The sequence below is a fragment of the Rheinheimera tilapiae genome, assembly GCF_042432165.1.
Lineage (GTDB): Bacteria > Pseudomonadota > Gammaproteobacteria > Enterobacterales > Alteromonadaceae > Pararheinheimera > Pararheinheimera tilapiae.
This window is the reverse complement of record NZ_JBHLXP010000001.1, coordinates 829,674-855,695: the sequence shown is the minus strand read 5'-3', so window position 1 is coordinate 855,695 and position 26,022 is coordinate 829,674. Positions and strand designations below refer to the sequence as shown.

Sequence of the window (26,022 nt, the reverse complement as noted above, 5' to 3'; positions counted from 1 at the left end):
CTTAATAATCAAAGATATAACTCGAATTTATCCAAACTAAAAAAATAATACTTGCGCGATAACTGTTATCGCGATACCTTCATCTCAAGCCAGAACACAAATGACCTGGTGAACAGACTGCGGCACGGTAAAAACGATACGGGCAGCAGCAAAACAAAGGTTGTTTTTTTAAGTAAACAGTTATCGCGATAATACTTTGCGGAATACGTAAGACGCGAAACCATCAACATAATCAGGAGCTCTATCATGCAAGTTATCTATAAAGCAGTTGTAACCAGTACTTCAGGCCGTGACGGTCGCGCTGTATCCAGCGACAACAACCTCGATGTGAAATTAAGCACGCCACGTGAACTGGGCGGTGCCGGTGGTGCAGCCACTAACCCGGAACAACTGTTTGCGGCTGGCTACTCAGCCTGTTTCTTAAGCGCCCTGAAGTACGTCGCTGGCCAGAGCAAAATCGTCATTCCTGCTGACGCCAATATCCGCGCTGAAGTTGGCATCGGCCAAATCCCGGGTGGTTTTGGTCTGGACGTTGAACTCTTTATCGACCTGCCAGGTGTTGCTGCTGATGTCGCGAACGACCTGGTGCAAAAAGCGCATCAGGTATGTCCGTACTCAAATGCGACCCGTAACTCACTTCAAGTCCGTCTGACGCTGGTGTAACCAGCGTCCGTCCCGGACGTTTTTTTCAGTAAATAGTTATCGCGATAATATATGTCGAGCTAACAAATGTTAACCCAAGGCGTGCCACAGGCCGCGAACTGAATACCGGAGCTAGAGATGAAAAATTTACAGAAATCTATTGGTTACAGCATTGTCGCATTAGGCCTGTTAAGCGCCGTTGGTAGTAACACCCTATACGCGGCGGAGATCCCGGGCGTAGAAAAAAATACTGAAGCCTTTTTAAATGTACTGGCACAAGGCGGTGGCAAACCGCTGGAACAGTTAAGCCCGAAAGACGCCCGTGCGGTGTTAATAGGCGCTCAGGCCGGTGCAGCGTTGCCGGCTGCGGATGTCAGTGAAAAATGGATTGTCGCCGATGGCCAGAAATTAAAACTGGTGATTGTGCGCCCGGCCGGCAGCAAAGGCACCTTACCCGCCTTTATGTTCTTCCACGGCGGTGGCTGGGTACTGGGTGATTTCCCAACCCATGAACGTTTAATCCGTGATTTAGTCGCCCGCTCCGGCGCAGCGGCTGTGTATGTTGATTACACGCCATCACCGGAAAGCAAATATCCAACGGCGATTAACCAGGCTTATGCCGCCACAAAATGGGTGGCTGAACATGGCGCAGAAATTAAGGTCGATGGCAAACGCTTAGCCGTTGCCGGCAATAGTGTTGGTGGCAATATGGCGGCAGTGGTCGCGCTCAAAGCCAAAGCGGCCGGCACGCCAGCGCTGAAATTCCAGCTGCTGATGTGGCCAGTGACCGATGCCAGCTTTGAGAACGGCTCTTACCAGCAGTTCCAGCAAGGCTACTTCCTGACCCGCAATATGATGCACTGGTTCTGGGATAACTACACCACCAATCCGGCTGAGCGTAACGAGATTTATGCCTCGCCACTGCGGGCCACTAGCGCCCAGCTGCAGGGTTTACCACCAGCCCTGATACAGACCGCTGAGATGGATGTCCTGCGAGATGAAGGTGAAGCTTATGCGATAAAACTGGACCAGGCCGGTGTGACCGTGACCTCGGTGCGATATAACGGTATGATCCACGACTTCGGCCTGTTAAACCCGCTGAGCACAGTCCCAACTGTACAAGCCCAGCTGGACCATGCAGCCAGCGCGTTGCAACAACACCTGAAATAAGGCAGATTTGACACTGCTCCCGACAAGCCGGCCCTGCCGGCTTGTTTCATCAGAGCGAATAAATCAGATAAAAGAGAATTGAAATGGCAGATGCAAAAAAGTCCCAATCCGAGCCAAAGCAGTTAAAACCACTGCTCAGCGATCCCGGCTGTGCCTGGCCAGCCAGCGCTTTGCATCTGGATAATCAGCTATGTTTTGCGCTGTATTCCACCTCGCTGGCAATGACCAAAACCTATAAACCCCTGCTGGAACACATAGGTCTAACTTACCCGCAATATCTGGTGATGCTGATTTTGTGGCAACAGGATGGCGTGGCCCTGCGTGATATTGCCGAGAAACTGCATACCGAATCCGGCGCTTTGACCCCGGTATTAAAACGGATGCAGGAGATGGGGTTACTCATCCGCGCCCGCAGCCCACACAGCGAACGCACGCTGGAGATCCGCTTAACCGACGCCGGCCGCGCGATGCAGCAGGAAGCGCTGAAGATTAATCAGCATATCGCACTCAGTTGCGGCGATTCGCTCGCTGAAGTGACTGCGCTGCGTGACCAGCTAATTAAGCTACGGCAGACTTTAACAGCGTGAGGGTGGTTCTGCTGGGCAACTGTTGAATCTTTGTCACGTTTTCGCCTTTGCTGCGAGATCGTTTGTCGCGGCAAACATTCCGAGGAGAAACATTCGAAACGCTCCAAGGACACCGAACATTCCGAGCATTCCGAGGACGAGCGAGCATTCCGAGGACATCCATCTGGAGCATTCCGAGGACATCCATCTGAAAGAGCATTCCGAGGACATCCATCTGAACATTTCGAGGACATCCATCTGAAAGAGAGGCATTCCGAGGACACCCACCTGCCCCCAGATACACCTTGACATCGAGCATTCCGAGGACATCCATCTGAGAGAGGCATTCCGAGGACATCCATCTGAGAGAGGCATTCCGAGGACACCCACCTGCCCCAGATACACCTTGACATTAACATTTCAGCAACCATAGTAAAAGGCTACCCTCGACAAGGACCGTCAAGGAAATCCTATGCCCATGCCTCGTAAAGCGCTGGTGTCCGTCGATACCACGCCCAGTTATCACGTTGTCAGCCGCTGTGTTCGGCGCACTTTTTTGTTTGGTGTCGTCGATAACAAAGATTTCAGTCACCGCCGCGATGCTATCGTTGCAAGACTTGCCGAACTCACTCAGTTGTTTTGCATAGATATTGCCGCATACGCCATCATGGCCAATCACTACCATCTGGTAGTGCGCATTCAGAAACAACGGGCATTGGAATTATCTGTTTCGGATGTGATTGCCCGCTGGAGTTCTTTGTTTTCTCTGCCGTGTTTAGCAAAGCGTTTCGCAGACAATGAAGCAATGTTTGACGTCGAGCTCGATGAAGCCATGCGACAAATTGAAATACGACGTGAACGGCTTTACGATTTAAGCTGGTTTATGAGGTGTTTGAATGAGCCGATTGCGCGCATAGCCAATCTGGAAGATGGTTGTACCGGCCGGTTTTGGGAAGGTCGTTTTAAATCACAGGCTTTGCTCGACGAGCGTGCTGAGTTACAGGCCATGGCCTATGTCGATTTAAACCCCATTCGTGCACAGATTGCTGATTCTCTGGAAAACAGTGGCTTCACGTCTATTCAAAACCGGCTTGATAAGTCTCCATCCCCAATGAAACCGCAGCTATTACCTTTTGCCGGCGATACTCATCAGAGCAATAACCCTGAGCACATCCCATACAACATTATCGAATACATTCAACTGGTTGATTGGACTGGCCGACAAATCAGAGCCGGTAAGCGGGGTTACATCAAAGACAACATCCCACCGATTTTTGAGCGGCTGAAAATGAACACTTCGGCCTGGTTACATAACTGCCAACATCTGGAGCGCGATTATCATCGCGTAATTGGTAGTAGCGCCCGCCTGCAGGAATTCTGTGATAAATTGAGACAACAGCGAGTGGTAGGGATCACAGCAGCAAGGTTGGCTTTTGGCTGATGCTTAGCTTTATAAAGTTGTAAATCCACCCGGCATGCCAACAGCCATAGATACGCACATTTAAAATCAGTGTGTTTACCCTCTGCCATCCCCAGAACTTGCCCTACATATGCAACAAACCAACAGAACACACCGATTTCCCGACAACTTGGGGAGTCATCTCTGCTTATCTCTGTATCGATGGATACTGTAGCGATGGATGTCCTGTTTTGCACTGTTTTGCACGTGGATTGCAAGCACCCACCAGGGGTGCCCCTACTCCTATACAATTAAACATTTCGGCAGCCCAACAAGGTCACTACGACTTCCATCCCCATAAAAAAAGGCATGCAAAGCACACCCTTTTAGAAGATTTGATAGAACCCTACTTCTCCACACTCAACATGTATTTCGCCACGGCCAGCCGGGTTTCGGCGTCGAGGTAATCCTGTTTTGGCATTGCTGGGTAGTCTTCGCGTTTTTTCACCGGGTTGGCGATAAAGTTTGCTAACGCTTGCGGGTCATCCATGTACAAAGACTGGATCACTTGCACCGGTGGGCCAATTAAACGGCCGGTGTAGGCGTGGCAGCCGGTACAGATGCCGAGATAGGCATATTTACCTTTGTCGGCCGTTGCGGTGTTGCGCGGGCCAGCCGGTGCTTCCAGCAAATAACTGGCGACCGTATCGGTATTGGTGAAACTACAGGCCGGCCAGCCGCCGACGCCCGCTGTGACATAACGCTCAGGGTTGGCGATACAGCTGTCATTAACTTTACCGACACGGACAATGTCCGGCTCACCTTGTTTCAGTTCAGCACCGAGTAATACTTTGGCTTCAGGAATTGTGTCAAAACCGTTGTGATACATCAGGTTATTCAACAGCTGGATTTTATCCGGCGTCGGGTCAGATTCCGGATCTAACGAGGCATTTGGCGCATTTTCATGGTCAGTGATAATTATACCGGCCACTTTGTTATCGACTATCAGGTTGTCTTCAACAATCACATTATCCGCCGCCATGATCAGAATGCCGGTACCAGCAGGAATGCCCGATACCATCGAACCTGGCGCACCAAAGTTAGCGGTGTTGTTATTGCGGATCCAGTTATTGCGGATAATCACCGTGTGGGTGTCTTTAATTGGCAAGCCCGGCGTGACAAAGGCGAGAATGCCGCCGGTGTTGTTATGGACAAAGTTGTTTTCGACCACGGCATAGCGGCTGTTTTCGATTTCAATACCGGCCACGCTGTCGAAAACTTCGTTATTGGCGACATGGATATGGTCGCTCATGCCGACATAAATCGCCGCATCTTCAATACCAGACACAATATTGTGTTCAATCAGACCGTTTTCGCCGAGCTGCGGGAAAATGCCGTACACGCCGGTGTCGTCGATGATGTTATTGCGAATTTCAAAGTTATTACCGGCCTGGCCCATGATGCCGTTGCCTTTGTATTTGGTAATCAGGAAGTTCTCAATCAGGATATTGTTGCCTGAATACAAAATGGCGTCGTTGAGGCGTTCTTCACCAAACAAGCGCGGTCTTTTGCCATCAATAATGACGCCGCTTAAGCGGATGCCGTCTTTGTCGATGTAGACGGTTTCAACGTAATCGCCCGGCCAGACCTGGATCACATCACCCGGCGCGGCCGCTTTCACCGCATCCATTATCAGCATGCCCGGTTTGACCTGATGCACTTTGCCGGGCGGCGTATCCGGTAGCACTGACTTTTTCGCGTTGCTGCTAACACCTGAATTGGCGCCACTGACTTGCAGGCTGGCTTCTTGCACCACGGCCGCCGGCGCCTGCGGTTTTTGCCCCCACAGATACCCACCGGCTAAAGTGACCGGCAATAGTGCCGCCAAAATCCAGTTTGTTTTCATTATTTGTGCTCCCCGTTTTTCGCTAATTCTGCGCCTTGGCCGATTGAGTTGTTTGGTGTGGGTGTCCACGTTGCAACGTTGCAGACAGCAGTGGTTGAAGTGGGTGTCCACGCAGTGGTTGTGACGCAGTGGTTTGTTGTTGTGCTGTCGCTGCGACTGCTGGCTGTACCTCCACCGGCAATGGCAAGCCGGACGGCAGCCGCTGTGGCAGCAGCGGTGTCAGGCTTTGATCGGTTAAGGTTTGTAAGAATGCCGCGATTTGCTGATTTTCTTCCGCGCTTAATTTGGGCTCCCAGATATGCCAGTGCAGCAGCAGCTTCTCGCCTTTTGGCACGGCATGACCCCGGCCTTTGCTGTAGAACTCGGCCGTTTCTTCTAAAGTAGCGAAACGGCCAGAATGCATATAAGGCGCGGTCAGCGCGACATTGCGTAGCGTCGGCACTTTAAAACCCCCCCGCAGTTTAGCGGTTTCATCGGTGGTGCCGGCGCCAACATCAAAGGGCTTACCTTCAGGCTCCGGCGTGCCAATCACGGCAATTTGCTGATTGGTAAACAGCGGCGGCGTATGGCACTCGGCGCAGCGCGCGACAAAAGAGCGGAACACGTTCATGCCTTTGATTTCAGTCTCATTCAGCGCCTGATGAAAGCCGTGCGCATAGTGGTCATAGCGGCTATTGAGGGAAATTAACGAACTTTGAAAGGCGGCGAGCGCCGTGACGACCTGTGGCAGTTCAATCGGTCCTTTAGTGGCAAAAGCCTCGGCAAATAGACGCGGATACACCGCATTGGCATTTAAATCGTGTAGTAGTTTTTCTGGCGTATTGGCCATTTCGTCGGGCGCAAACAAAGGCCCCGCCGCTTGCAGCTCCAGGCTTGGGCTGCGACCATCCCAAAACAGTTTTTGCAAAAAGCCGACATTCCACAAAGTCGGCGCGCTGCGTTTCCCCTGCTGACCAAAAGCGCCGGTACTGACTGCTTTGCCGTCAGTAAAGCCTTTGTCCGGCTGATGGCAACTGGCGCAGGCTTGTTGTTTGTTGGCAGATAACAGCGGGTCAAAAAACAGGAAGCGGCCGAGGTCAATCTGCTGCGGGCTAAAGCCATCGCGTGCCGCCGGTAACGCCGTTTTGGTGCCTCCAACTCCTTTATCGTGCAACGAATCATATTGCTGATACAGATTAACCAGTTTGCACTGCGTGCCCACCAGTTCGAAACTCGGCGGGCAGGCGCTGGAAAGCTCGATTTGTACCGGTACTGTCGCGGCAATATCTGCGCTGACAAAGCCGGTAACCGCTAGCCGTGGCGCAGCGGTCGTGGCGGCGGAGCACAACACTGCAAAACTCAGCCAAATTTTCATGACAAATTACTCATCGCAAGGCACTCATAGCAAAGCATTCATGGCAAAGACCTGATGTAAGCAATCACCTGCGTTATCTCCTGCTCACCAGGAAGAGTGCGTGCCATCATCGCCATTTGCCGGCCCGGTTTATCGGTTTTATCGCTGCCGCGCACGCCAGTACGGAAATACTCGAGCTGACGCGTTAAATAAGCCGCATCGAGCTGATGCAGCGACGGTGCTTGCAGTGCAGCAACGCCTTCGGCTTTGGCGCCATGACAAGCACCGCAACTATTGATGTAGATGCGCCGGCCTTTGTCGACTTGCTGCGGATCTGCCGGCTGTGCGGCAGTTTTGGCCGGCAGCGGCAAGCCGGCAAAGTGCCCGGCCAGCGTCGTCAGCTCGCCTGTGGTTAAATCCTTCGGCAAGGCCGCACGCATCTGCGCGCCAGTGGCATCTTTGGCATGCGCACCACGCGAGCCGCTTTGAAAATGCTGTAACTGGCGCAGTAAATAATCCTGCTGCTGGCCAGCTAACGCCGGAGCCTGCAGCGCTGCGTTGCCGGAGCCATCCGTCTGATGACAGCTCTGGCACAGCGGCAGCGCCGCTGGGGCGGCCTGTAACGTGGCACTGAGTAGCAGAAACAAACTGCTGCAGAATGGACTTAATCTCACACGAACTCCTGCATCGGTTTCAACCAGGTATGGGCATCAGCCCTGTCTGATGTACAGACACACACCCCACCGGTGATTAGGCTTTAATGCTTGTAGGGTGCGTCGGCGGTTGTCTGGCAGCAAACAAAATAGTGTACAAAAGTGTACAAAATCGGGCCTGCAATGTGCGAAAACCGGACATCGTCAAAGCCGTCGCCCCCCCTGCAAGCAACAAGCAGAAATCCGGCTGCAAGCCACGCCAAATCTGGACATCCAGACGACAACTCCTTGCTATTACCAGCAAAAATCTGCATCGCTATACCACTTTACCAGCAGAGCATGGCGGCGGGGCCTGTGTTGCGTTCAACCTGCACCCCGATATTATCGGCTAAGCGGGTGCAGCGGCGGTTTTGTCCCAATGACAGGCTCAGGCGCACACCAAGGCAGACCGGTATCTGCCGACCATAACTAAAATAATCCGGAGAACAGAGATGACAGGTGTGAACCAGCAACACAGGAAGACTCCCCTCGCGTTTTACATCGGTCTGGTCTGCAGCAGTGCGCTGTACAGCCAGGTCAGCAACGCGTTAGAACAACAAAACAACGACAAAAATACCGAACAACAAATCGAAGTAATGACAGTCACAGCACAAAAACGGGTGCAAAACCTGATGGATGTGCCGGTCGCCATCGATTCGGTGTCAGCCAAAGATTTAGAAGAAACCAACTCAGTGCTGCTTGGCGATATCGCCGACTACACGCCGGGTTTTAAATTCAGTAAAGACGGCGTGGCTCAGGCGACGGCCACAATGCGCGGTGTGTCGAGCTCCAATATCAGCACCGGCGGCGACCCGTCGGTGGCGATTTTCTATGACGACGTCTATCTGCCGCGTGCCGCACAAAGTGTGTTGTTTGCCGACATGCAGCGCATCGAAATTTTAAAAGGCCCGCAAGGGACTTTGTTTGGTAAAAACGCCGCAGCCGGTGTGGTCAGCATGGTGCCAAACGCGCCAGAGCAAAGCGACGAAGCCTTTGTTAAAGGTACGCTTGGCGACTATGGCCTAAAGCGTTTTGAAGGCATGGCGAATACCGCGTTATCGGATGAGTTCGCCATCCGCGTCAACGCGATGTCGAACCAACGCGACAGCTATCTCGACAACGTTTACCAAGATTACCGTGGCGAAGAACTCGGCAACGCCAACCACCAGGCCGCCCGCGCAGCCGCTCTGTGGACACCCACCCAAAGCACTAAAGTCCAGCTAAGTTACGATTATGACGACATGGATCAGGGTTATTCGCCGGCGATTGGCCTGAGCCCATACGCCTACAGCATGAACCCGCTTGACCGCACCATCGAAAACGATGTGATCGACGGCCACGAGCGACGCGACATGGACGCCTGGACCTTAAAAATTAATCACGAATTTAACAGCGACTGGTCCGGCAAACTGATTTCCAGCAAGCGGCAATGGCAAGTGTCAGGCCGCGATGACGCCGACGGCACCGCCGATAAAACCCGTTACCTCGATACCATTAACTTCGAAGATTCCGACATTTTCTACAACGAGCTGCAAATTAACTACAGCCACGACAAGCTGAACTACGTCGGTGGTATCACCTACAGCAAAGAAAATGTGCACCAGACCACCACGCTGGATATCACCGCCGATACCATCGCGCGGCTGACCAGCGACAACCTGAACCAGATGCTCGGTGGTGCCCTGATGCAAGCCGGCGTGCCGGCCGAAGCACTGGGGCAGATGGGCCTGCCGATTGACCATATCTGGAAACCGGCCGACTGGGCCAGCGTGCTGAGCATTCTGGCGATGGTCGACCCGTCCGTGGCTGGCCTGCTGCAACAGTTGGGCGCCGAACCCTTCAGCCCGGAACTGGCGGCTGCGATCAGCGCCACCGGCGACCTGACTTATCAGCTAATTGGCGGTGGCCTTGGCATTGCTGAGATTTTTGGCCCGTCCTACGCCGGCAAGATGTGGAGTGAAGACATCATCAACAATGGCGTGTTTAATTCCTACGGCATTTATTCCGACGTCGATTATCAGTACAACGACCAGTGGGGTTTCACCGCGGGCCTTCGCTATAGCCGCGATGAAAAGGACTTCAGCTGGGATATCCGCGAACGCTCGTTTGGCGCGTCACTGCCAAGCCTGACCGAGTTTTTATTCCCGTTGGTGACGAACCTCAAAGCCAGCAAAGACTGGAGCAAACTGACTGGTCGTGCTGTGGTGCGCTTCCAGCCTGATGCAGACCAGCTGTGGTTTTTATCTTATTCTACTGGTTATAAATCAGGTGGTTATGATTCATTAGACCCAACCTCTGCTGCCAATCCCTATGCGCCGGAAGAGGTCAAAAACATCGAGTTAGGCTACAAAGCCGAACTGTGGCAAAGCGTGCGGGTACAAACCTCGATTTATAATATGGACCTGACCAACCGCCAACGTTCTGTCAGTAGTAAAAGGCCGGGCGACGGTGTCGCAGTGCCGCTAATCATCAACGGCGACCAGGATATTCGCGGCATGGAGCTGATTGTCGACTGGCAGGCGACCTCTGCGCTGAAACTGGGTGTGGTCACTGAGTACCGCAAAACTGAATCCAGCTGGGAGCAGTTCTACAACGGCGACGGCGACTTAGTCACCGACACTGAAAAAGACTCCAGCGCCGATGCCTATACGCTGACCGCAGACTGGACGCCTGACTGGGCCTTTGGTGATGGCCAGTGGAAAGTGCATGTTGACTACGTTTATGAAGAAAACACCCGCGCCGACGACCCGGACATGCTGGCGATTGCCAAACAAATTCCGGCATATTTTGCCGACAGCAAAAACCTCAATGCGCGCATCAGCTGGCAAAGCAACAGCGATCACTGGGAAGTCGCAGTCTTTGGTAAAAACCTGACGGACAACGAAATGACCGGTGGCATCGGTGGTTTTGCTGCCGCAGTGCTCGGCACGCCAATCACGTCACTGAATCCGCCACGCACCGCCGGTGTGGAAGTGAAGTATCAGTTCTGAGCGGATTTAACCTGTAACCTGTGGCAGCGCGCTCTCCCCTTGCTGCTGCAGGTTTTTTCTGCACCTTACCGCACGCAAGAAACACCTGTGTTCACCACTAATTCGGCCATTCTTTCAGCGTTTTCTTTAATGCGTTGTCTGGAAGCTTCGCAATCAGATTCCTGAAATATTCATCGCTGATGCCATCAACCAAATAACCCGATAATGCCAGGATCAAAGCGGATTCGTCTTGCTGCAGATAGTTATCGTTCGTGCTGTCGAGGATCAGCTGAATGATATCCTCTTCATAGCCCCAGGACGTTAGTAAGTACCAACTTAACAACGCTTCGGTTTTGATCCCAGACAGCAAGTCCGGTAATTGCACATGTTGATCTTTAAGCGCTAACGCTGCCAGCCGGCCTAAGCCCGACAGAATGGCTGCGGTGAAGATTTTTTCCTGCTCATCATGGCATAGCCCTTGTGCCTCTGACAGCACCTGGCTGATGGTTGCCTGTTGGAACGCTTTTTCATTTGCAGCTCTATAATGCGCATGCTCAGGCAAATGCGATTCGAGCGCCATCGCCGTCACAATCACTTCAACCAGACTCGTCCCCAACCGCATCAGACAAACAGCCAGCGAATGTGTCGGATGTTTGAATCCTAGAAACGCGGAATTTGCCAGCTGCACTAACCGCGCCGAGATCACGGTATCTTGCGAGATCACGACGGCGATCTCGTGGATATTCACTTCGGGCTGCCGGACTTTTGCCCGGACTTTTCTGGCAATGAGCGGCAAGCACGGTAAGCGCAATCCACTGGTTAATTGCGCACGCAATGCATCAGGCAGATTGAAACTCAGTAATCTGCTGAGGGCCACAAAGACACTTTCGATATCGGCGTTTTGAAACGGTTTACTCAGCACAAAATGCGCATCATGACTCGCATCGCTGATAATCTCCTCACTCAAGTCACCGGTTAACAATACTCTCAGACAATTAGGGAACATTGCTCTGCATTCAGCCAGAACTTTATCTCCTTTGCAGCCGGGCATTAAAAAATCGCAAAACACGATATCGGGCTGCACATCCATGCATGCTGCCTGCCAGACTTTGGGCTCAGCACAAGTCAACACTCGCCAATCTGGCCGCAACATTCTGGCTATCCGCTCCAGTGCTTTGAGCATAAACGGGTCGTCGTCGATAAAGAGTACCGTGGCTTTCATCTTGTCCTTTCAACCAAGAATATGTATCTGATTGGTTCAGCTATCCGGAGCATCACTTCAGACTTGAGCACTGAGAAGCTAGTTCCCACTACAAATCCAAAGCACTCGCAGTGCATTGGTACCTACGCATGTGGCCCTGCATTGGAGCCACACAAAGTATCAATTTTTCGCTGCGCCCAGTTTAATCGATTAAGATAATTGAAACAAGCGCGACAGATGAGCCAAACAACGCCTGCAGGACCCTATCAGGGGGGACCGATACCGCCGAAAAACAGCCTCTAGGTCATTTGCCTGATATCCAGTTTTAGCTGTTCAACCTAGCATCCGAACCAGTAACTGGTGCCCATAGAAGGTTGAACGACATGACAACGCGTATTTATGATTTACCCACCCGTATGTTTCATTGGCTCTTTGCCGGAAGTTTTTTAACAGCATTCACCATCGCCAATACGATCGACGATGAATCAACAGCCTTCGCCTGGCACATGCTGGCCGGGCTTATCATGGTGTTTACTGTGCTGTTGCGGATAGTCTGGGGCTTTGTTGGTACGAAGCACGCGAGATTCAGTGATTTTCACCTCAATCCAGCCGCGCTTTTTCAATACATTAACGGAGTGTTTACCGGAAACAATATTCCCAGAGCTGGCCATAATCCAGCGTCGAGCTGGGCTGCGATGCTGATGATGCTTCTGGCTATCGGCCTTGGGGTGTCGGGTTATCTGATGGCATCAGGTTCAGCAGGAGACGTGCTGGAAGATGCCCATGAACTCATGGCTGACCTGTTTATTGGCGTGGTACTCCTTCATCTTGCAGGTCTCGTGCTACATAACCTGAAACATCAGGATCAACTCAGTAAAAGCATGCTATCTGGAGATAAACAGGGTTTAGATCAAAGCACCCTGAGTGTTCGCTCACATAGACTGTTAGGGTTGCTGTTTGTCTGTCTGACATTGAGCTTTGGTATGTACCTGCAGCAGAACTTCGCCCCCGCCACCGGAACTCTTCATCTGTTGGGAACGACATTACAACTCAGTGAAGCCGGGGAACACAGCAGCAACAAAAACGCATCCGAAGAAAACGATGACGATTAGAGAATCACTATGCAGACAAATGAACGCTGGGTGTTGTTGTTAACCTTACTGTTGATCGTGTTGGTTGTGGCGGTAGATCTTATTACTGACACTTCGCAGGGCGTCATTCTGTGGCATATTCTGGTCGAGGGATCTGCCGGAGTTCTTGCTCTGGTCGGAATTCTGTATCTGCTTCATCAACAATTTCAGCTCAAAGGCGCTCTGCAAACAGAGCGTCAGCTATCTGCGGCCTGGCAACAAGAATCTGAACAATGGCGCGCGCAATCAAAAGCCTATCTGGCAGGCCTATCCGTGATGATTGACCAGCAACTGCATGCTTGGGGCCTTACGCCTTCGGAGCGGGAAGTTGCCTTTTTCTTACTCAAAGGGATGAGCCTGAAGGGAATTGCTTCGCTTCGAAATACCAGCGAAAAAACAGCCCGTGTGCAATCCACCGCGATTTACGCCAAGTCTGGCTTGAATGGCCGCTCTGAATTGTCAGCATTTTTTCTTGAGGACCTGCTGCCTGAAACAGACGCTGGTCATTAACCTCTGCGTGTCATTTTTTCTCCAATTTCGCGGATGGCCGGCAAGGGCGATCTTGTGACGACCAGCCAGCCCCTGCGCATCGTCACAAAATTCACAAGCGGCAGAGACACCAACCTGAGCCAGAAAACCGACCACAAAACGCCATAACTCTGACTTTGCATAGCGCATCGCCCCCGCCGAAAGTCTAAGTTCTTTGCCAGAGAAAACCCGCTACAGTCTGTGTGGTATTTTTCGCCGGGGAACGCCTGCCATGACCAGCTCGAATCAACACTTTCACCAACAGCACACTGAGCACAGCACTGAGCACAACACTCAGCAGAGTAATCAGCCACTCAGCACTTATCAGCAACTGCACAGCCATGCCGCCAGCGCGCCGGAACTGTTCTGGCAACAGCAGGCTGCACTGCTCGATTGGTTTGAAGCGCCGACGCAGATCTTAACGCAGCAGGATGGCGATCATTACCAGTGGTTTGCCGATGGGGTGCTCAATACCTGTTATCTGGCGCTCGACAGTCAGGTCAAGCAAGGCCGCGGTGATCAGACCGCGCTGATTTATGACTCGCCGGTCACCGGCAGCAAACGCAATTACAGCTACTTGCAGCTGCTGGATGAAGTGGCACTGTTTGCCGGTGTGTTGCAGCAACAAGGCGTTGGCAAAGGGGATCGTGTGGTGATTTATCTGCCGATGATCCCGCAGGCAGTGATTGCGATGCTGGCCGTCGCGCGACTTGGCGCTGTGCATTCAGTGGTATTTGGTGGTTTTTCCGCGCATGAACTGGCACTGCGGATCGACGACGCCACGCCGAAAGTCATTGTCAGTGCGTCCTGCGGCATCGAAATTAACCGGCTGATTGCCTATAAACCACTGCTCGATGAAGCACTCGAACTGGCGCAGCATCAGGTGTCACATTGCATTATTTTTCAGCGCGAACAGTTAGTAGCCGAGCTGCAACCAGGCCGTGATCTGGACTGGAACCAAGCCATGACCAGCGCCAGCCCGGCCGCTTGTGTGCCGGTCAAAGCGACAGATCCGTTGTATATCCTCTATACCTCAGGCACCACCGGCAAACCCAAAGGCGTGGTGCGTGATAACGGTGGCCATGCGGTGGCATTGTCTTACAGCATGCGCACCATTTATGACTGCGGCCCCGGCGACGTGTTTTTTGCCGCCTCTGATGTCGGTTGGGTGGTCGGTCACTCCTACATTGTCTATGCACCGTTAATCGCCGGCTGCACCAGCATTTTGTACGAAGGAAAACCGGTATTTACGCCGGATGCCGGCGCCTTCTGGCGCCTTTGCGCCGAATACAAAGTCAAAGTGTTATTCGCCGCCCCAACCGCCTTTCGCGCCGTGCGTAAAGAAGATCCGGAAGCGGCGCTGCAAACTTATGATTTGTCGGCACTGAAATACATTTTTATGGCCGGTGAGCGCTTAGATCCGGCGACTTATTATTGGGTGACCGACAAGATTGGCAAACCGGTGATTGACCATTGGTGGCAAACCGAAACCGGTTGGGCCATTAGCGCCAATCTGGCTGGCGTGGCGCTGTTACCGGCCAAAGCCGGTTCCGCCACAGTGCCGGTACCCGGCTATCAGGTGGAGATTTTAAGCGACGACGGCAGTCGACTCGGACCGAAGGAACAGGGTTATATCGCGATCCAATTGCCGCTGCCGCCGGGTTGCCTCAGCACCATTTGGGGCAATGATGATCGTTTTGTCGACGGTTATCTGCGCACCTTCCCCGGCTACTACGCCAGCGGCGACGGTGGTTATCTGGACGAAGATGGTTATTTATTCGTGATGGGCCGCACCGACGATGTGATCAACGTCGCCGGCCACCGCCTGTCGACCGGCGAAATGGAACAGATTGTCGCCAGTCACCCGGCAGTGGCTGAATGCTGTGTCATTGGCATTCATGAAGCGATTAAAGGCCAACAACCGCTGGCGATGGTGCTGTTAAAAAATGGCAGCGTTATCGAAGAATCCGTGCTCGAAGCTGAACTGGCGGCGATGGTGCGAAAGGAGATCGGCGCTTTGGCCTGCTTTAAAAAAGCGATTATCGTCAAACGCTTACCGAAGACCCGTTCCGGAAAAATCCTGCGCAAGTTATTACGGCAAATCGCCGCCGGCAGCGAGTACAGCATTCCGTCGACCATCGACGATCCGGCCTGTCTGGCTGAGATACAACACATCATGGCGGAGAAACAATTGGTCGGGCAGCTATGATGGCTGTGCACTGAACCAGCAGAAATGGAATGTCATCGCATTTTATCCGGCAGCGACTTGTCGCTGTCGGCCCCGCCGGTTAGGGTGTTCTATCTTCCCTCATTCCGATCTGAACAAGGCTGTTATGTCCGGTGTAAAAACTTTGCTCACGCTGAGCCTGCTGCTCAGCAGTACCGTTGCTGTCGCTGCAGTGCAGCAAACCAAAGGTGATTTTGTCGACAAGTTCCGTCAGCTTGATGAAGAATTGCCAACGCCTAATGTCTACCGCAACGCCGCCGGCGAACCGGGTCAGCAATATTGGCAACAGCAGGTTGATTATCAGATCAAAGCCACGCTGGACGAATCAAAACGCCGGCTCAGTGCCAGCCAGCAAGTGTCCTATCGCAATAACTCGCCGTACACGCTGAAATACCTCTGGTTGCAGCTTGACCAGAACGTATTAAAAAACGATTCGATGGCGGAAATGACCGACACTTTTGGCGCAGCAGAATTACGCGACGGCAAACCGGCCCGCATTAGCCTCGACCAGTTGCGCCGCCAGCAATTTATGGCCGATACCGAACTCGGCTACAGCATCAATAAACTAGTCAGTGATGGCAAAGCACTGCGTTATGTCATCGTCGGCACGCAACTGCGGATTGACCTGCCAACTCCGTTAAAACCGGGCCAGCAAACTGAATTCACACTGGATTACGCGTTTAACATCGCTGAAGAAGATGCGGTGAATGAACGCGCCGGCTACGAACATTTCCCGGACGATGCGCGTAAAGGCGGTAATGACATTTTCCTGCTGGCGCAATGGTTTCCACGGCTGGTGGCTTACACCGATTACGAAGCCTGGACTAACAAAGAATTTCTTGGCCAGGGCGAATTTACGCTGGAATTCGGCGATTACGATGTGGCCCTGACGGTTCCTGCTGACCATATTGTTTCTGCCACCGGTGAGCTGCAAAACCCGGCCGATGTGCTGACCAGCGCCCAACGTCAGCGGCTGGAACAAGCGAAAACCGCCAAGCGTCCGGTAATGGTGGTTACGCCGGCCGAAGCGCTGGAAAACGAAAAAGACGGCAGCAACAGCCAGAAAACCTGGCGCTTTAAAGCCGACAACGTGCGCGATTTTGCCTGGGCTTCGTCGCGTAAATTTATCTGGGATGCCAAAGGCTATCAGCAAGGCGGCAGCGAGCAGCCTTTTGTCATGGCGATGTCGTTTTACCCGAAAGAAGGCGGTGAGTTGTGGCAGAAGTATTCTACCGAAGCCGTGATCCACACGATGCAGGTGTATTCCCGCTTTGCGTTTGATTACCCCTACCCGATAGCGCAGTCCGTCAATGGTCCGGTCGGCGGTATGGAATATCCGATGATCACCTTTAACGGCCCACGCACCGAGCTGCAAAAAGATGGCAGCCGCACCTATTCACTGGCGGAAAAACTGTTCCTGGTTGGCGTCGTGATCCATGAAGTTGGCCATATCTATTTCCCGATGGTGGTGAATTCGGACGAACGGCAGTGGACCTGGATGGATGAAGGCATTAATAGCTTTTTAGATGCCGTCGCTGGTCGAGAGTGGGACCCGAAAATGCCCTGGGGCGTGGAAGCCCGTGACGTCGTCGATTATATGAAAGGCGACCAGCAAGAACCGATTATGACCCAGTCCGATAGCGTAACCAGCCTCGGGCCTAATGCCTACACCAAACCAGCTGTGGCGCTTGGCATTTTGCGTGACGTCATTCTGGGCCGCGAGTTGTTTGATTTTGCCTTCCGTGAATACGCCACGCGCTGGAAATTCAAACGCCCGACGCCGGCCGATTTTTTCCGCACCATGGAAGAAGCCAGCGGTGTCGATCTGGACTGGTTCTGGCGCGGCTGGTTCTACAGCACTGATCATGTCGATATTGCGCTGGAAAAAGTCTACAAACTGCGGCTCGACACGGAAGATCCGGATATCGATCTGGACCGGGAGCGGCAGGAAGATCGGAAAAAACCGGCGTCCTACTTCGCTGAGCTGAATGTCAAAGAAGGCAAAACGCCATGGGTCGACAACAACAAAGACGTGACTGACTTTTATGATAAAAACGATCAATTCACTGTCACCAATAAAGAGCGCAACAGCTATCAGGAATTCCTGAAAGACCTGAAACCCTGGGAGCGGCGGGTACTGGACCGTGCGGTCAAAGAAGACAAAAACTATTATGTGCTGCAGTTCCGTAATTTGGGCGGTCTGGTGATGCCCATTCTGCTGCAACTGACTTATGAAGACGGCTCAACCGAACAGCAATATATCGCTGCCGAGATTTGGCGCCAGTCGCCGCATGCGGTCAGCAAACTGCTGGTCAGCGACAAGGTATTGGTGAAAGCCGAAGTCGATCCGAAATGGCTGACTGCTGATGTGGATGTTGATAACAACGTCTATCCACGGCAGATCATTGAATCACGGATCGAATCCTTTAAACGGGAAAAACGCAAAGGCCACACGCAGCGGGACATCATGCAAGACAGCAAAACCAAGCTGAAAAGTGCCGATGACAAAGATGAGAAACAGCCATGATACGCCAGAGCTTGTGGCTGCTGCTAAGTGTGCTGTTGTGCTTTGCTGCGCCGCTGCAGGCGCATCAGATGAAAACGGCCATCACCAAGCTGCTGTTTAATGATCGCAGCGGCCAGCTCGAAGTGATGCACCGTTTTTATCTGCATGATGCTGAACATGCGGTCAAACACCTGCAGGGCAAAGCCGCCGATATCCATCAGCAAGAAGCCGCACGGGCGCAGTTTGCCGATTATGTCGCGACGCATTTCAGTCTGACACTGAATGGCGAACCGCTGCAGTTAAAGCTGCTTGGCAGCGAACTGGATGGCCGGCATATCTGGGTTTATCAGGAAATTGCGTTGCCAAAGGCCGAACTGAACACGCTGAGCGTGCGTCATGATTCCCTGATGAACATCTGGCCGGCGCAAATTAATGTGGTCAATCTCGAAGGGCGTGGCCAGGTGCGAACACTGAAGCTGAGCAAGCAGGAACCGCAGCAAAGCTTTAATTTCAGTGCTGAAGCTAAACCTGACTCGCCAGCCCAACATTAACCTGCTGGCATCGTTTTAAACCTGCAACTTCCCCTGTAGCTTCAGGCCAGGCCGCTGCCGCGAGCCTGGCCTATACTGTTCCCTCTGGCAGAAAAAGAGGGACAGTTGATGACCACCCGCACCGAACACGACAGCATGGGGGCACTTGAAGTGCCGCAAAGCGCTTTGTACCAGGCACAAACCCAACGCGCAGTGCAGAATTTCCGCATCAGCCCCACTCCGATGCCGGCCGGTTTTATCCGCGCCATGTTATTGCTTAAACAGGCCGCCGCCCACAGCAACAGCGCGCTGGGACTGCTCGACACTGAGATCGCCAGCGCGATTAGCCACGCCGCCGCCAGCCAGCTCGCCGTCACCGACTGGTCGCAATATCCGGTGCCGGTGTATCAAACTGGCTCCGGCACCAGCAGCAATATGAATGTTAATGAAGTACTGGCGACGCTGGCCAGTCAGGCGCTGGGCCGACCGGTACACCCGAATGACCACGTCAATCTTGGCCAAAGCAGTAACGACACAGTGCCGACCGCTATTCACGTTAGTGCGGCACTCGCCATATCGCAGCAACTGTTGCCGGCACTCACAGAACTGCAGCAAGCCATCACAACACAAAGCGCTATATCCGGCGCCATCTTAAAAACCGGCCGTACTCATTTGATGGACGCGATGCCGGTGAAATTTGCCCAGGTCTTTGCCGGCTGGCAGGCACAGCTCAATCATGCTGAGGTGTTGCTGCAGGAACAATTGCCACGTTTACAACAGCTGGCACAAGGCGGTACTGCGGTGGGGACTGGTGTGAATGCTGCGCCGGGCTTTGCCAATCGCTTTGCGGCTGAACTGAGTCAGCTCACCGGCCTGCCCTTTGTACCAAGTCGCAATTTTTTCTTTAGCATGAGCACCCAGGATACCGCGGTGGCCTGCTCCGGCGTGCTGAAAACACTGGCGGTGGCGCTGCTGAAAGTTGCCAATGACCTGCGCTGGATGAACTCTGGGCCTCTGGCGGGTCTGGCTGAAATCGAGTTACCGGCACTACAACCCGGTTCTTCCATCATGCCGGGGAAAGTTAATCCAGTGATCCCGGAAGCGGTGGCAATGGCTTGCGCCCAGGTGATTGGTCATGATGCCGCCATCACGATCGCCGGCCAGTCCGGCAACTTTGAACTGAACGTGATGTTGCCATTGGTTGCCAATAACCTGCTCGGCAGCATTGATTTACTCAGCGGTAGCTGCGAGGCCTTTGCCCGGCAGTGTATCGCCCAGATGAAAGTGCGCGCCGACAACACCGCCCGGGTGCTCGCGCTCAATCCAATTCTGGTGACTGCACTGAATCCACTGATTGGGTATGAAAAAGCGGCGCTGATCGCCAAACAAGCCTATCATCAGCAAAGACCCATTCTGGAGGTGGCTCTGGAACTATCCGGTTTACCGGAAGCGCAATTGCGTGTGTTACTGGACCCGGCGCGGCTGGTGTAGCTGTAACCGGTCTAATAGGGCAAGTCCACCTTTGGCACGGCTACACCGGGGATCGCAACGTCAAACCGGAACAGCCGTCCCGCTAACGGTTGTTGTTGCAACTGCACAGCAGTTAGACCGACCCGGGCTGTGGTGATGTAAAGCTGGCGCAGGTCTGGTCCGGCAAACGCCAGATTCGTCACATTACTGACTGGCAGCGTAACACGATTTGTTAGCAGGCCATTTGCATCAAACCGACAAAGGCCGCCGCCCTGCCACTGCGCGACCCACAGGCCACCTGCAGCATCCAGCGCCATACCGTCTGGAAAGCCATGTGCGGGAGTAAAACGGATAAAGCACTGTTTATCAGACAGATCGCCGTCAGCAGAGACGCTAAAACGATAGATTTCACGGCTGGCTGAACTGGCATGAAACAAATAACGACCATCAGCGCTGAACACAGGACCATTGCTGACAACATAGCCGGTATCGACACAAGACAAACCTCGATGATCAAGCCGGTAAAGTTGCCCGGTCGGTGCTTGTTCGGCGTTGTCCATAGTGCCAAACCAGAGCCGGCCCTGGCGGTCGGCACCACCATCGTTCAGCCGGTTCCCTGCTGGCTCTGTGCTGAGCTGCGCTATCTCAAAGGGCGTCACCAGACCGGTATCCGGATCAAGCCAACCAATGCTGCGACACATTCCCAACAGCAATAACCGCCCTGCACTACCGACCAGCCAGCAGCCAGGTTCCTGCAACGCAATACGGCCCGCCTGCCGGCTGGCAGGTTCAAACCAATATAACCAAGGATGCAGAATATCAACCCAAAACAGCCTTTGTCGCACGGGATCCCAATGGATCCCCTCTGCCAGCGCGGCGGCGGCTCCGGGGCAGACTTCCGCCTGGTCTGCAGCAATAGCTTGAATGGATGACATCTGATACTCGTTGTTTGAATTCTGGACGCGCCGGCGACGGTTTACAGCAACACAGACATCAGGCCGGCAGCAAAGGCTACCAGCAGAATCAACTGGCGTAAACGTTGGCCCGGTAAATGGCGGCCAACAAAACCCGACATGCCCCAACCAATCAGTAATGCCGGCACAGATTGCAGAAACAACCAGAGATCAGCCCAGCCGGAGATGCCACCTAACCACAACACCACCATGCCAAACACATTGATATAGAGAAAGAATACACTGAGGTTCGCATTACGCAGTTTTGGCGGCGCATGCTGGTATAACAAGCCCATCGGTGCGCCACCCGCAGATGTGGCGGTGCCCATAAAACCGGAAAAAATACCGGCAATAAAGTTATTGCGTGGGCTTAGTTGCGGTTTCGCACCAATCACAGACAACAACACCGCAATGACAATCAGTGCGCCAAACAACATGCGATATTGCGAAAAAATCAGCACCGACATCAGCAAGGCCGCACCTAACACACCGACAGTGCCACCGGCCAGTGCGTAGCTGGTCTGACGCCATTGCAGATCCTGATGATTGCGGATCGACATCAGCAACGTCAACAGCAAAGCATTCAGGATCATCGGCCCCGGCACATATTGCGGCGCCAGCAAAAACAGCAGCGGTGCACTGAACAGGCCAAGACCAAAACCCAACAAGCCCTGCAAACAAGCACCAATCAGCAGGATCAGGTTTACCAGTAATACTTCAATCAATCAGACAGCCTCTTGAGCATCGCGGCACAGAAAGTAAATCAATTTAAATATTATAATACAATTATAAAAATGCAAGAGAAGACATCGACTTGCAAAATCAGACCGGGAGAATTTCAGTGAGCGGATTGGCACATTGCCGTTGAAAAGGCCGAGTTGCAGATCACCGATGCGATACAGGAGTCGACTGGCCCGTCAAATGATCGTGTCTGCCACAAAGCGAACCTAGAGCACCATATAGTTTAATAAGCGAACAGCAGAGCAGCCTGAAATTGCCTCAGGCAAGGCGACACGGCGAAGGAATAGTGGCGCTCTTTCGAGCTGTGGCAACGCCGCATGAGGCAATTTCAGGCGCTCCCGGACGGGCGATAGCAGAATGGCCGCATGCGGCGTTAAATTTTCTCGCTTTAGAACCACTAAAGCTTCAAAAATCTGCCTTGCCTGCGGCCATTCTGCTTATCGCTGCTGCCGCTTTTTTAAACTATATGGTGCTCTAGCTGCAACTGAACGGGTTTGCTCTGAAGGGAATATCGAGTGGCTACACCCAGCCGCCATCAACGATGACACTTTGGGCTGTCAGCATCCGGCTGTCGTCAGCAGCGAGAAATAAGGCCATATCGCAGATGTCGTCCGGTTCTAATGGTTGCTTGATCGCCTGGTGCCGGTTAATTTCTTTCACCGTATCGGCATCCAGCCAGCGCGCCAGCTGACGCTCTGTCATCACCCAGCCCGGGATCAGGCTATTAACGCGGACATGGTCGACGCCGTAACGCCCGGCCAGTGTGCGGGTCAGGCCTTCAATCGCTGCTTTGGCAGTGGTATATGCCGGCATACAGGTTTGTTTAATCCGCCAGCTGATAGAGCCCAGATTAATGATACTGCCGCCACCAAGTTGCTGCATCTGCGGCAACACCGCCTGCGCGGCGAAAAAATAATGCCGTAAATTCACCGCAAAACGATCATCCCAGTATTCAACACTCAGTTCTTCCACTTGATGGCGGGTGTCGTCAGCAGCGTTATTGATTAACACACTAATCAGACCAAAATGTTGTTGTGCCTGCACAATACAAGCCTGCAACGCAGCGATATCGCGAATATCACAGTACATAAACAGTGGCGCATCCGCAGCTTGTTGACCCAATTGCCGCACCAGTGCTTCACCGGCTTCCCGGGCGATATCAACAAACGCAACTTTGGCGCCTTGCAGACAAAACCGTTCGACCATTCGGGCGCCAATGCCGGTGCCACCACCACTGATAAACACCACTTTGCCGTTCAAACTGGGGTAACTCGCTTTGTGGTTCAGCTGTTGTTGCATAGTGATCCCTGTGTACTGCCGGTGGAGTCGCTTAGCTGCGTCTTTTAATTTCAGCTTCGATAAAGGTCATGGCTTCATCGATCAAATGCGTCATCAGATTCTTTGCACGCTCTGGCTGGCGATTACGAATCGCAGTACAGATTTTGGCGTGATCTTCTGCCACCGCTACATCATTGGCTTTGGCCGGTGTCGTGTGCTGAATACTGACATTCAGCGCCGTGCTGATAAAATCGCGTAACTGGAAAAAGAAGCGGTTACGGCTGGCAAACAACACACTGGTATGGAACGCCAGATCGGCATCATGCATGCTGGCGCTGGGGTCTACCGCTGCGACGCGCATCGCTTCAACGGCTTTTTCAATCTGAGCGATATCTTCATCAAGGGCAAATTCAGCGGCCAGCGCCGCGGCCTGGGGTTCAATCGCCAGCCGCATTTGCAGGAATTCTTTTAATACGTGTAATGACGGACTGCTGTCGAGCAACCAGCTCAATACGCTGGTGTCATACAGGTTCCAGTTGCTGGGCTGTTCAACACTGATCCCCTGACGCGGCCGGGATGAAATCAGGCCTTTGGCTGCCAGCATTTTTACCGCTTCACGCACTGCGGTGCGGCTGATACCGTATTCCTCACAGAGCTGTGCTTCCGTCGGTAAACCTGATTCGCAGCTGTATTCACCGGCCACAATGGCACGTCCCAGATCGTTGGTCACTTGCTCGGACAGATTTAAATTCTCAATGATACGAACCATGATGGCTCCTCCAGACAAAGTTGGGCTGGCGTCTGATTGCCGCGGATGCTGTCATATTAACATATGTTGTGACGATATCCGCCAAACACCTGCACGCCCGCATGGAATGAGGCACCGACTCTCGCTCAGCGCCTGCGTCCAGATCAGATGTCGCAATGTAACAACTTGCCGAAAAACCAGATGAAATTCAAGCTTTAAACCGATTTTCCGCCGACATCTTACCGGCGACAGCCCAGCCGCTTTGACCGCCGACGAGCCACACTGATCAGGCTTCCTATTATTAATTTTGTATTATAATATGCTTTATGAACAATAATTGCTCATCCAGTGCCATGGTCCTGATGCCACGGCGGCGCGATGTGCTCAAAAAAGGACAGAGGACATGGTTGAACTAAGTACGATGGACTGGCTGGTGTTGGCTGGTTTTGGTCTGTTGATGATCGGGGTGGTTGTCGCCTCGATGCGACAAAAAGAAGAAGATACCACCGACTACTTTCTGGCCGGTCGTAATGCCGGCTGGCTGGTGATTGGCGCGTCAATTTTTGCTTCAAATATCGGCTCCGAACATTTGGTCGGTTTGTCGGGCTCAGGTGCAGAATCGGGTATGGCGCTGGCGCACTGGGAATTACAATCCTGGATGATCTTATTGCTTGGCTGGATTTTTGTGCCCTTCTACTGGAGTAGCAATGTCTACACCATGCCGGAGTTTCTGGAACGGCGTTTCAACTCGCAATCACGCAGCTTTTTGTCGGTGATTTCGCTGGTCAGTTATGTACTGACTAAGGTCGCGGTCACGGTCTATGCCGGCGGTGTCGCCTTTAAAACCATTCTGGGCATCGAAAGTATCTGGGGCATCGACTTTTTCTGGATCTCGGCCGTGGGGCTGGTCGTGCTAACCGGTATTTACACCGTACTCGGTGGCATGAAAGCCATTATGTGGACTTCAGTGATCCAGACACCGGTACTCATTATTGGCTCTGTGGTGATCCTGGTGGTTGGTTTGGATAAAGTCGGTGGCTGGGCGGAGATGGAACGGCTGAATGGTGAAAATATGCACCTGATGCGCGCAGCCACAGACCCAGATTTTCCGTGGCCGGGCATTCTGTTTGGCTCCTTTATTATTGGTTTCTGGTACTGGTGTACCGATCAATACATTGTGCAGCGTGTGCTGTCAGCCAAAGGCATTCAAGCCGCACGTCGTGGCACCATTTTCGCCGGCTATCTGAAATTGCTGCCCGTGTTTATTTTTCTGGTACCAGGTCTGATCGCCCATGCGTTACAAGCCAAAGGTCTGATTTCGTTTGATAGCGCCGATCAGGCGTTTCCGACGCTGGTGGCCGAACTGCTGCCATCCGGCGTTAAAGGTATTGTCATCGGTGGCCTGGTCGCCGCGCTGATGAGTTCGCTGGCATCTTTGTTCAATTCATCCGCAACGCTTTTTACCATCGACTTCTATAAAAAATACAAACCGGAATCTTCTGAACAGCAGCTGTTAAAAGTGGGTCGTATTGCTACTGTGGTGGTCGTCGTACTAGGGATTTTATGGATCCCGGTGATGAGTCTGATCGCCGATGTGTTGTATGAATATCTGCAAAGCGTGCAGTCGCTTATTGCGCCGGGTATTGCCGCAGTGTTTTTACTGGGGATTTGCAGCAAGCACATCACGCCGACCGCCGGTTACGTCGGTCTTGTTGCTGGCTTTGTGCTGGGTATGATCCGTCTGGTGTTACTGCCGTTCCGTGATGCAATTGCAGGTACGCCCATCGCCTGGATCGTCGAAATGAACTGGCTGTATTACTGTGTCCTGCTGTTTGTGCTGGTCTGTATCATTGTGATTGCATTGAGTTTTGTCACCAAAGCACCGAGCGAAGACAATGTGAAGGGTCTGACATTCTCGACCTTAGGCAAAGATACAATGCAGCAAGTGATCCAGGGACTGGATAAATGGGATTACATCCATTCCGGTATCATTCTGGGGATCACTGCCTTTATCTACTGGCGCTTCTGGTAAA

At 52.8% G+C, this 26,022-nt stretch carries 21 protein-coding genes; 13 read left to right on the top strand and 8 right to left on the bottom strand.

The genetic code is table 11. The annotated features are described in order from the left end of the window. Positions 1-246 precede the first annotated feature (246 nt). From ACFFJP_RS03540 to ACFFJP_RS03525, 4 genes are all read left to right on the top strand, one after another. Complete coding sequence (locus tag ACFFJP_RS03540) at positions 247-663, top strand: organic hydroperoxide resistance protein (RefSeq protein WP_377240583.1); 417 nt, start codon at positions 247-249, stop codon at positions 661-663. A gap of 117 nt (positions 664-780) precedes the next feature. Next, positions 781-1,812, top strand: coding sequence for an alpha/beta hydrolase (locus ACFFJP_RS03535; RefSeq protein ID WP_377240581.1), 1,032 nt, complete (start codon positions 781-783; stop codon positions 1,810-1,812). Positions 1,813-1,895: 83 nt separating this feature from the next. Further along, positions 1,896-2,399 carry a MarR family winged helix-turn-helix transcriptional regulator gene (locus tag ACFFJP_RS03530; protein ID WP_377240579.1) on the top strand — a complete coding sequence of 168 codons (504 nt, stop codon included), beginning with the start codon at positions 1,896-1,898 and terminating at the stop codon, positions 2,397-2,399. 451 nt (positions 2,400-2,850) lie between these two features. Then, entirely contained in the window at positions 2,851-3,819 is a 969-nt protein-coding gene (locus tag ACFFJP_RS03525; RefSeq protein WP_377240577.1) for a transposase, read from the top strand. A 364-nt stretch (positions 3,820-4,183) separates the two neighbouring features. Here ACFFJP_RS03525 and ACFFJP_RS03520 read toward each other — a convergent pair whose 3' ends face one another. From ACFFJP_RS03520 to ACFFJP_RS03510, 3 genes are read right to left on the bottom strand one after another with little or no spacing between them, the layout of a single operon-like run. Continuing rightward, on the bottom strand, positions 4,184-5,683 hold the full coding sequence (locus ACFFJP_RS03520) for a parallel beta-helix domain-containing protein (RefSeq protein ID WP_377240575.1): 1,500 nt from the start codon (positions 5,681-5,683) through the stop codon (positions 4,184-4,186). 22 nt (positions 5,684-5,705) lie between these two features. Further along, positions 5,706-7,037: a cytochrome-c peroxidase gene (locus tag ACFFJP_RS03515; RefSeq protein WP_377240573.1), complete on the bottom strand. Its 1,332-nt coding sequence runs from the start codon at positions 7,035-7,037 to the stop codon at positions 5,706-5,708. A 38-nt stretch (positions 7,038-7,075) separates the two neighbouring features. Next, a complete protein-coding gene (locus ACFFJP_RS03510; protein ID WP_377240571.1) occupies positions 7,076-7,690 on the bottom strand; it encodes a c-type cytochrome in 615 nt (204 codons plus the stop codon). Positions 7,691-7,821: 131 nt separating this feature from the next. On the opposite strand from ACFFJP_RS03510, the gene ACFFJP_RS03505 reads away from it, so the two are divergent. Then, on the top strand, positions 7,822-8,061 hold the full coding sequence (locus tag ACFFJP_RS03505) for a hypothetical protein (protein WP_377240569.1): 240 nt from the start codon (positions 7,822-7,824) through the stop codon (positions 8,059-8,061). A 99-nt stretch (positions 8,062-8,160) separates the two neighbouring features. Continuing rightward, the gene (locus tag ACFFJP_RS03500; RefSeq protein WP_377240567.1) at positions 8,161-10,698 is read left to right on the top strand and encodes a TonB-dependent receptor; all 2,538 of its coding nucleotides are present in this window, start codon (positions 8,161-8,163) and stop codon (positions 10,696-10,698) included. A 97-nt stretch (positions 10,699-10,795) separates the two neighbouring features. On the opposite strand, the gene ACFFJP_RS03495 is transcribed toward ACFFJP_RS03500, so the two are convergent. Then, complete coding sequence (locus tag ACFFJP_RS03495; protein ID WP_377240565.1) at positions 10,796-11,899, bottom strand: HDOD domain-containing protein; 1,104 nt, start codon at positions 11,897-11,899, stop codon at positions 10,796-10,798. 362 nt (positions 11,900-12,261) lie between these two features. On the opposite strand from ACFFJP_RS03495, the gene ACFFJP_RS03490 reads away from it, so the two are divergent. From ACFFJP_RS03490 to ACFFJP_RS03465, 6 genes are all read left to right on the top strand, one after another. Beyond that, a complete protein-coding gene (locus tag ACFFJP_RS03490; RefSeq protein WP_377240563.1) occupies positions 12,262-12,990 on the top strand; it encodes a cytochrome b/b6 domain-containing protein in 729 nt (242 codons plus the stop codon). Positions 12,991-12,999: 9 nt separating this feature from the next. Continuing rightward, positions 13,000-13,518: a helix-turn-helix transcriptional regulator gene (locus tag ACFFJP_RS03485; RefSeq protein WP_377240561.1), complete on the top strand. Its 519-nt coding sequence runs from the start codon at positions 13,000-13,002 to the stop codon at positions 13,516-13,518. Positions 13,519-13,768: 250 nt separating this feature from the next. Further along, complete coding sequence (locus ACFFJP_RS03480; RefSeq protein ID WP_377240559.1) at positions 13,769-15,745, top strand: propionyl-CoA synthetase; 1,977 nt, start codon at positions 13,769-13,771, stop codon at positions 15,743-15,745. 124 nt (positions 15,746-15,869) lie between these two features. Next, the gene (locus ACFFJP_RS03475) at positions 15,870-18,290 is read left to right on the top strand and encodes a M1 family metallopeptidase (RefSeq protein ID WP_377240557.1); all 2,421 of its coding nucleotides are present in this window, start codon (positions 15,870-15,872) and stop codon (positions 18,288-18,290) included. After that, positions 18,287-18,820, top strand: coding sequence for a DUF6702 family protein (locus tag ACFFJP_RS03470; protein ID WP_377240555.1), 534 nt, complete (start codon positions 18,287-18,289; stop codon positions 18,818-18,820). Before ACFFJP_RS03475 ends, ACFFJP_RS03470 begins: the two co-directional genes overlap by 4 nt. Positions 18,821-18,928: 108 nt before the next feature. After that, positions 18,929-20,290 carry a class II fumarate hydratase gene (locus tag ACFFJP_RS03465; RefSeq protein ID WP_377240553.1) on the top strand — a complete coding sequence of 454 codons (1,362 nt, stop codon included), beginning with the start codon at positions 18,929-18,931 and terminating at the stop codon, positions 20,288-20,290. Between the two features lie 11 nt (positions 20,291-20,301). On the opposite strand, the gene ACFFJP_RS03460 is transcribed toward ACFFJP_RS03465, so the two are convergent. From ACFFJP_RS03460 to ACFFJP_RS03445, 4 genes are all read right to left on the bottom strand, one after another. Next, complete coding sequence (locus tag ACFFJP_RS03460; protein WP_377240551.1) at positions 20,302-21,204, bottom strand: SMP-30/gluconolactonase/LRE family protein; 903 nt, start codon at positions 21,202-21,204, stop codon at positions 20,302-20,304. A gap of 41 nt (positions 21,205-21,245) precedes the next feature. Continuing rightward, positions 21,246-21,947 carry a sulfite exporter TauE/SafE family protein gene (locus ACFFJP_RS03455; RefSeq protein WP_377240549.1) on the bottom strand — a complete coding sequence of 234 codons (702 nt, stop codon included), beginning with the start codon at positions 21,945-21,947 and terminating at the stop codon, positions 21,246-21,248. A 535-nt stretch (positions 21,948-22,482) separates the two neighbouring features. Further along, entirely contained in the window at positions 22,483-23,262 is a 780-nt protein-coding gene (locus ACFFJP_RS03450) for an SDR family NAD(P)-dependent oxidoreductase (RefSeq protein ID WP_377240547.1), read from the bottom strand. Between the two features lie 31 nt (positions 23,263-23,293). Then, the gene (locus ACFFJP_RS03445; RefSeq protein ID WP_377240545.1) at positions 23,294-24,010 is read right to left on the bottom strand and encodes a FadR/GntR family transcriptional regulator; all 717 of its coding nucleotides are present in this window, start codon (positions 24,008-24,010) and stop codon (positions 23,294-23,296) included. A gap of 382 nt (positions 24,011-24,392) precedes the next feature. Here ACFFJP_RS03445 and ACFFJP_RS03440 point away from each other — a divergent pair, with 382 nt between their 5' ends. Beyond that, the gene (locus tag ACFFJP_RS03440; protein ID WP_377240543.1) at positions 24,393-26,021 is read left to right on the top strand and encodes a sodium:solute symporter; all 1,629 of its coding nucleotides are present in this window, start codon (positions 24,393-24,395) and stop codon (positions 26,019-26,021) included. Position 26,022: the final 1 nt, after the last annotated feature.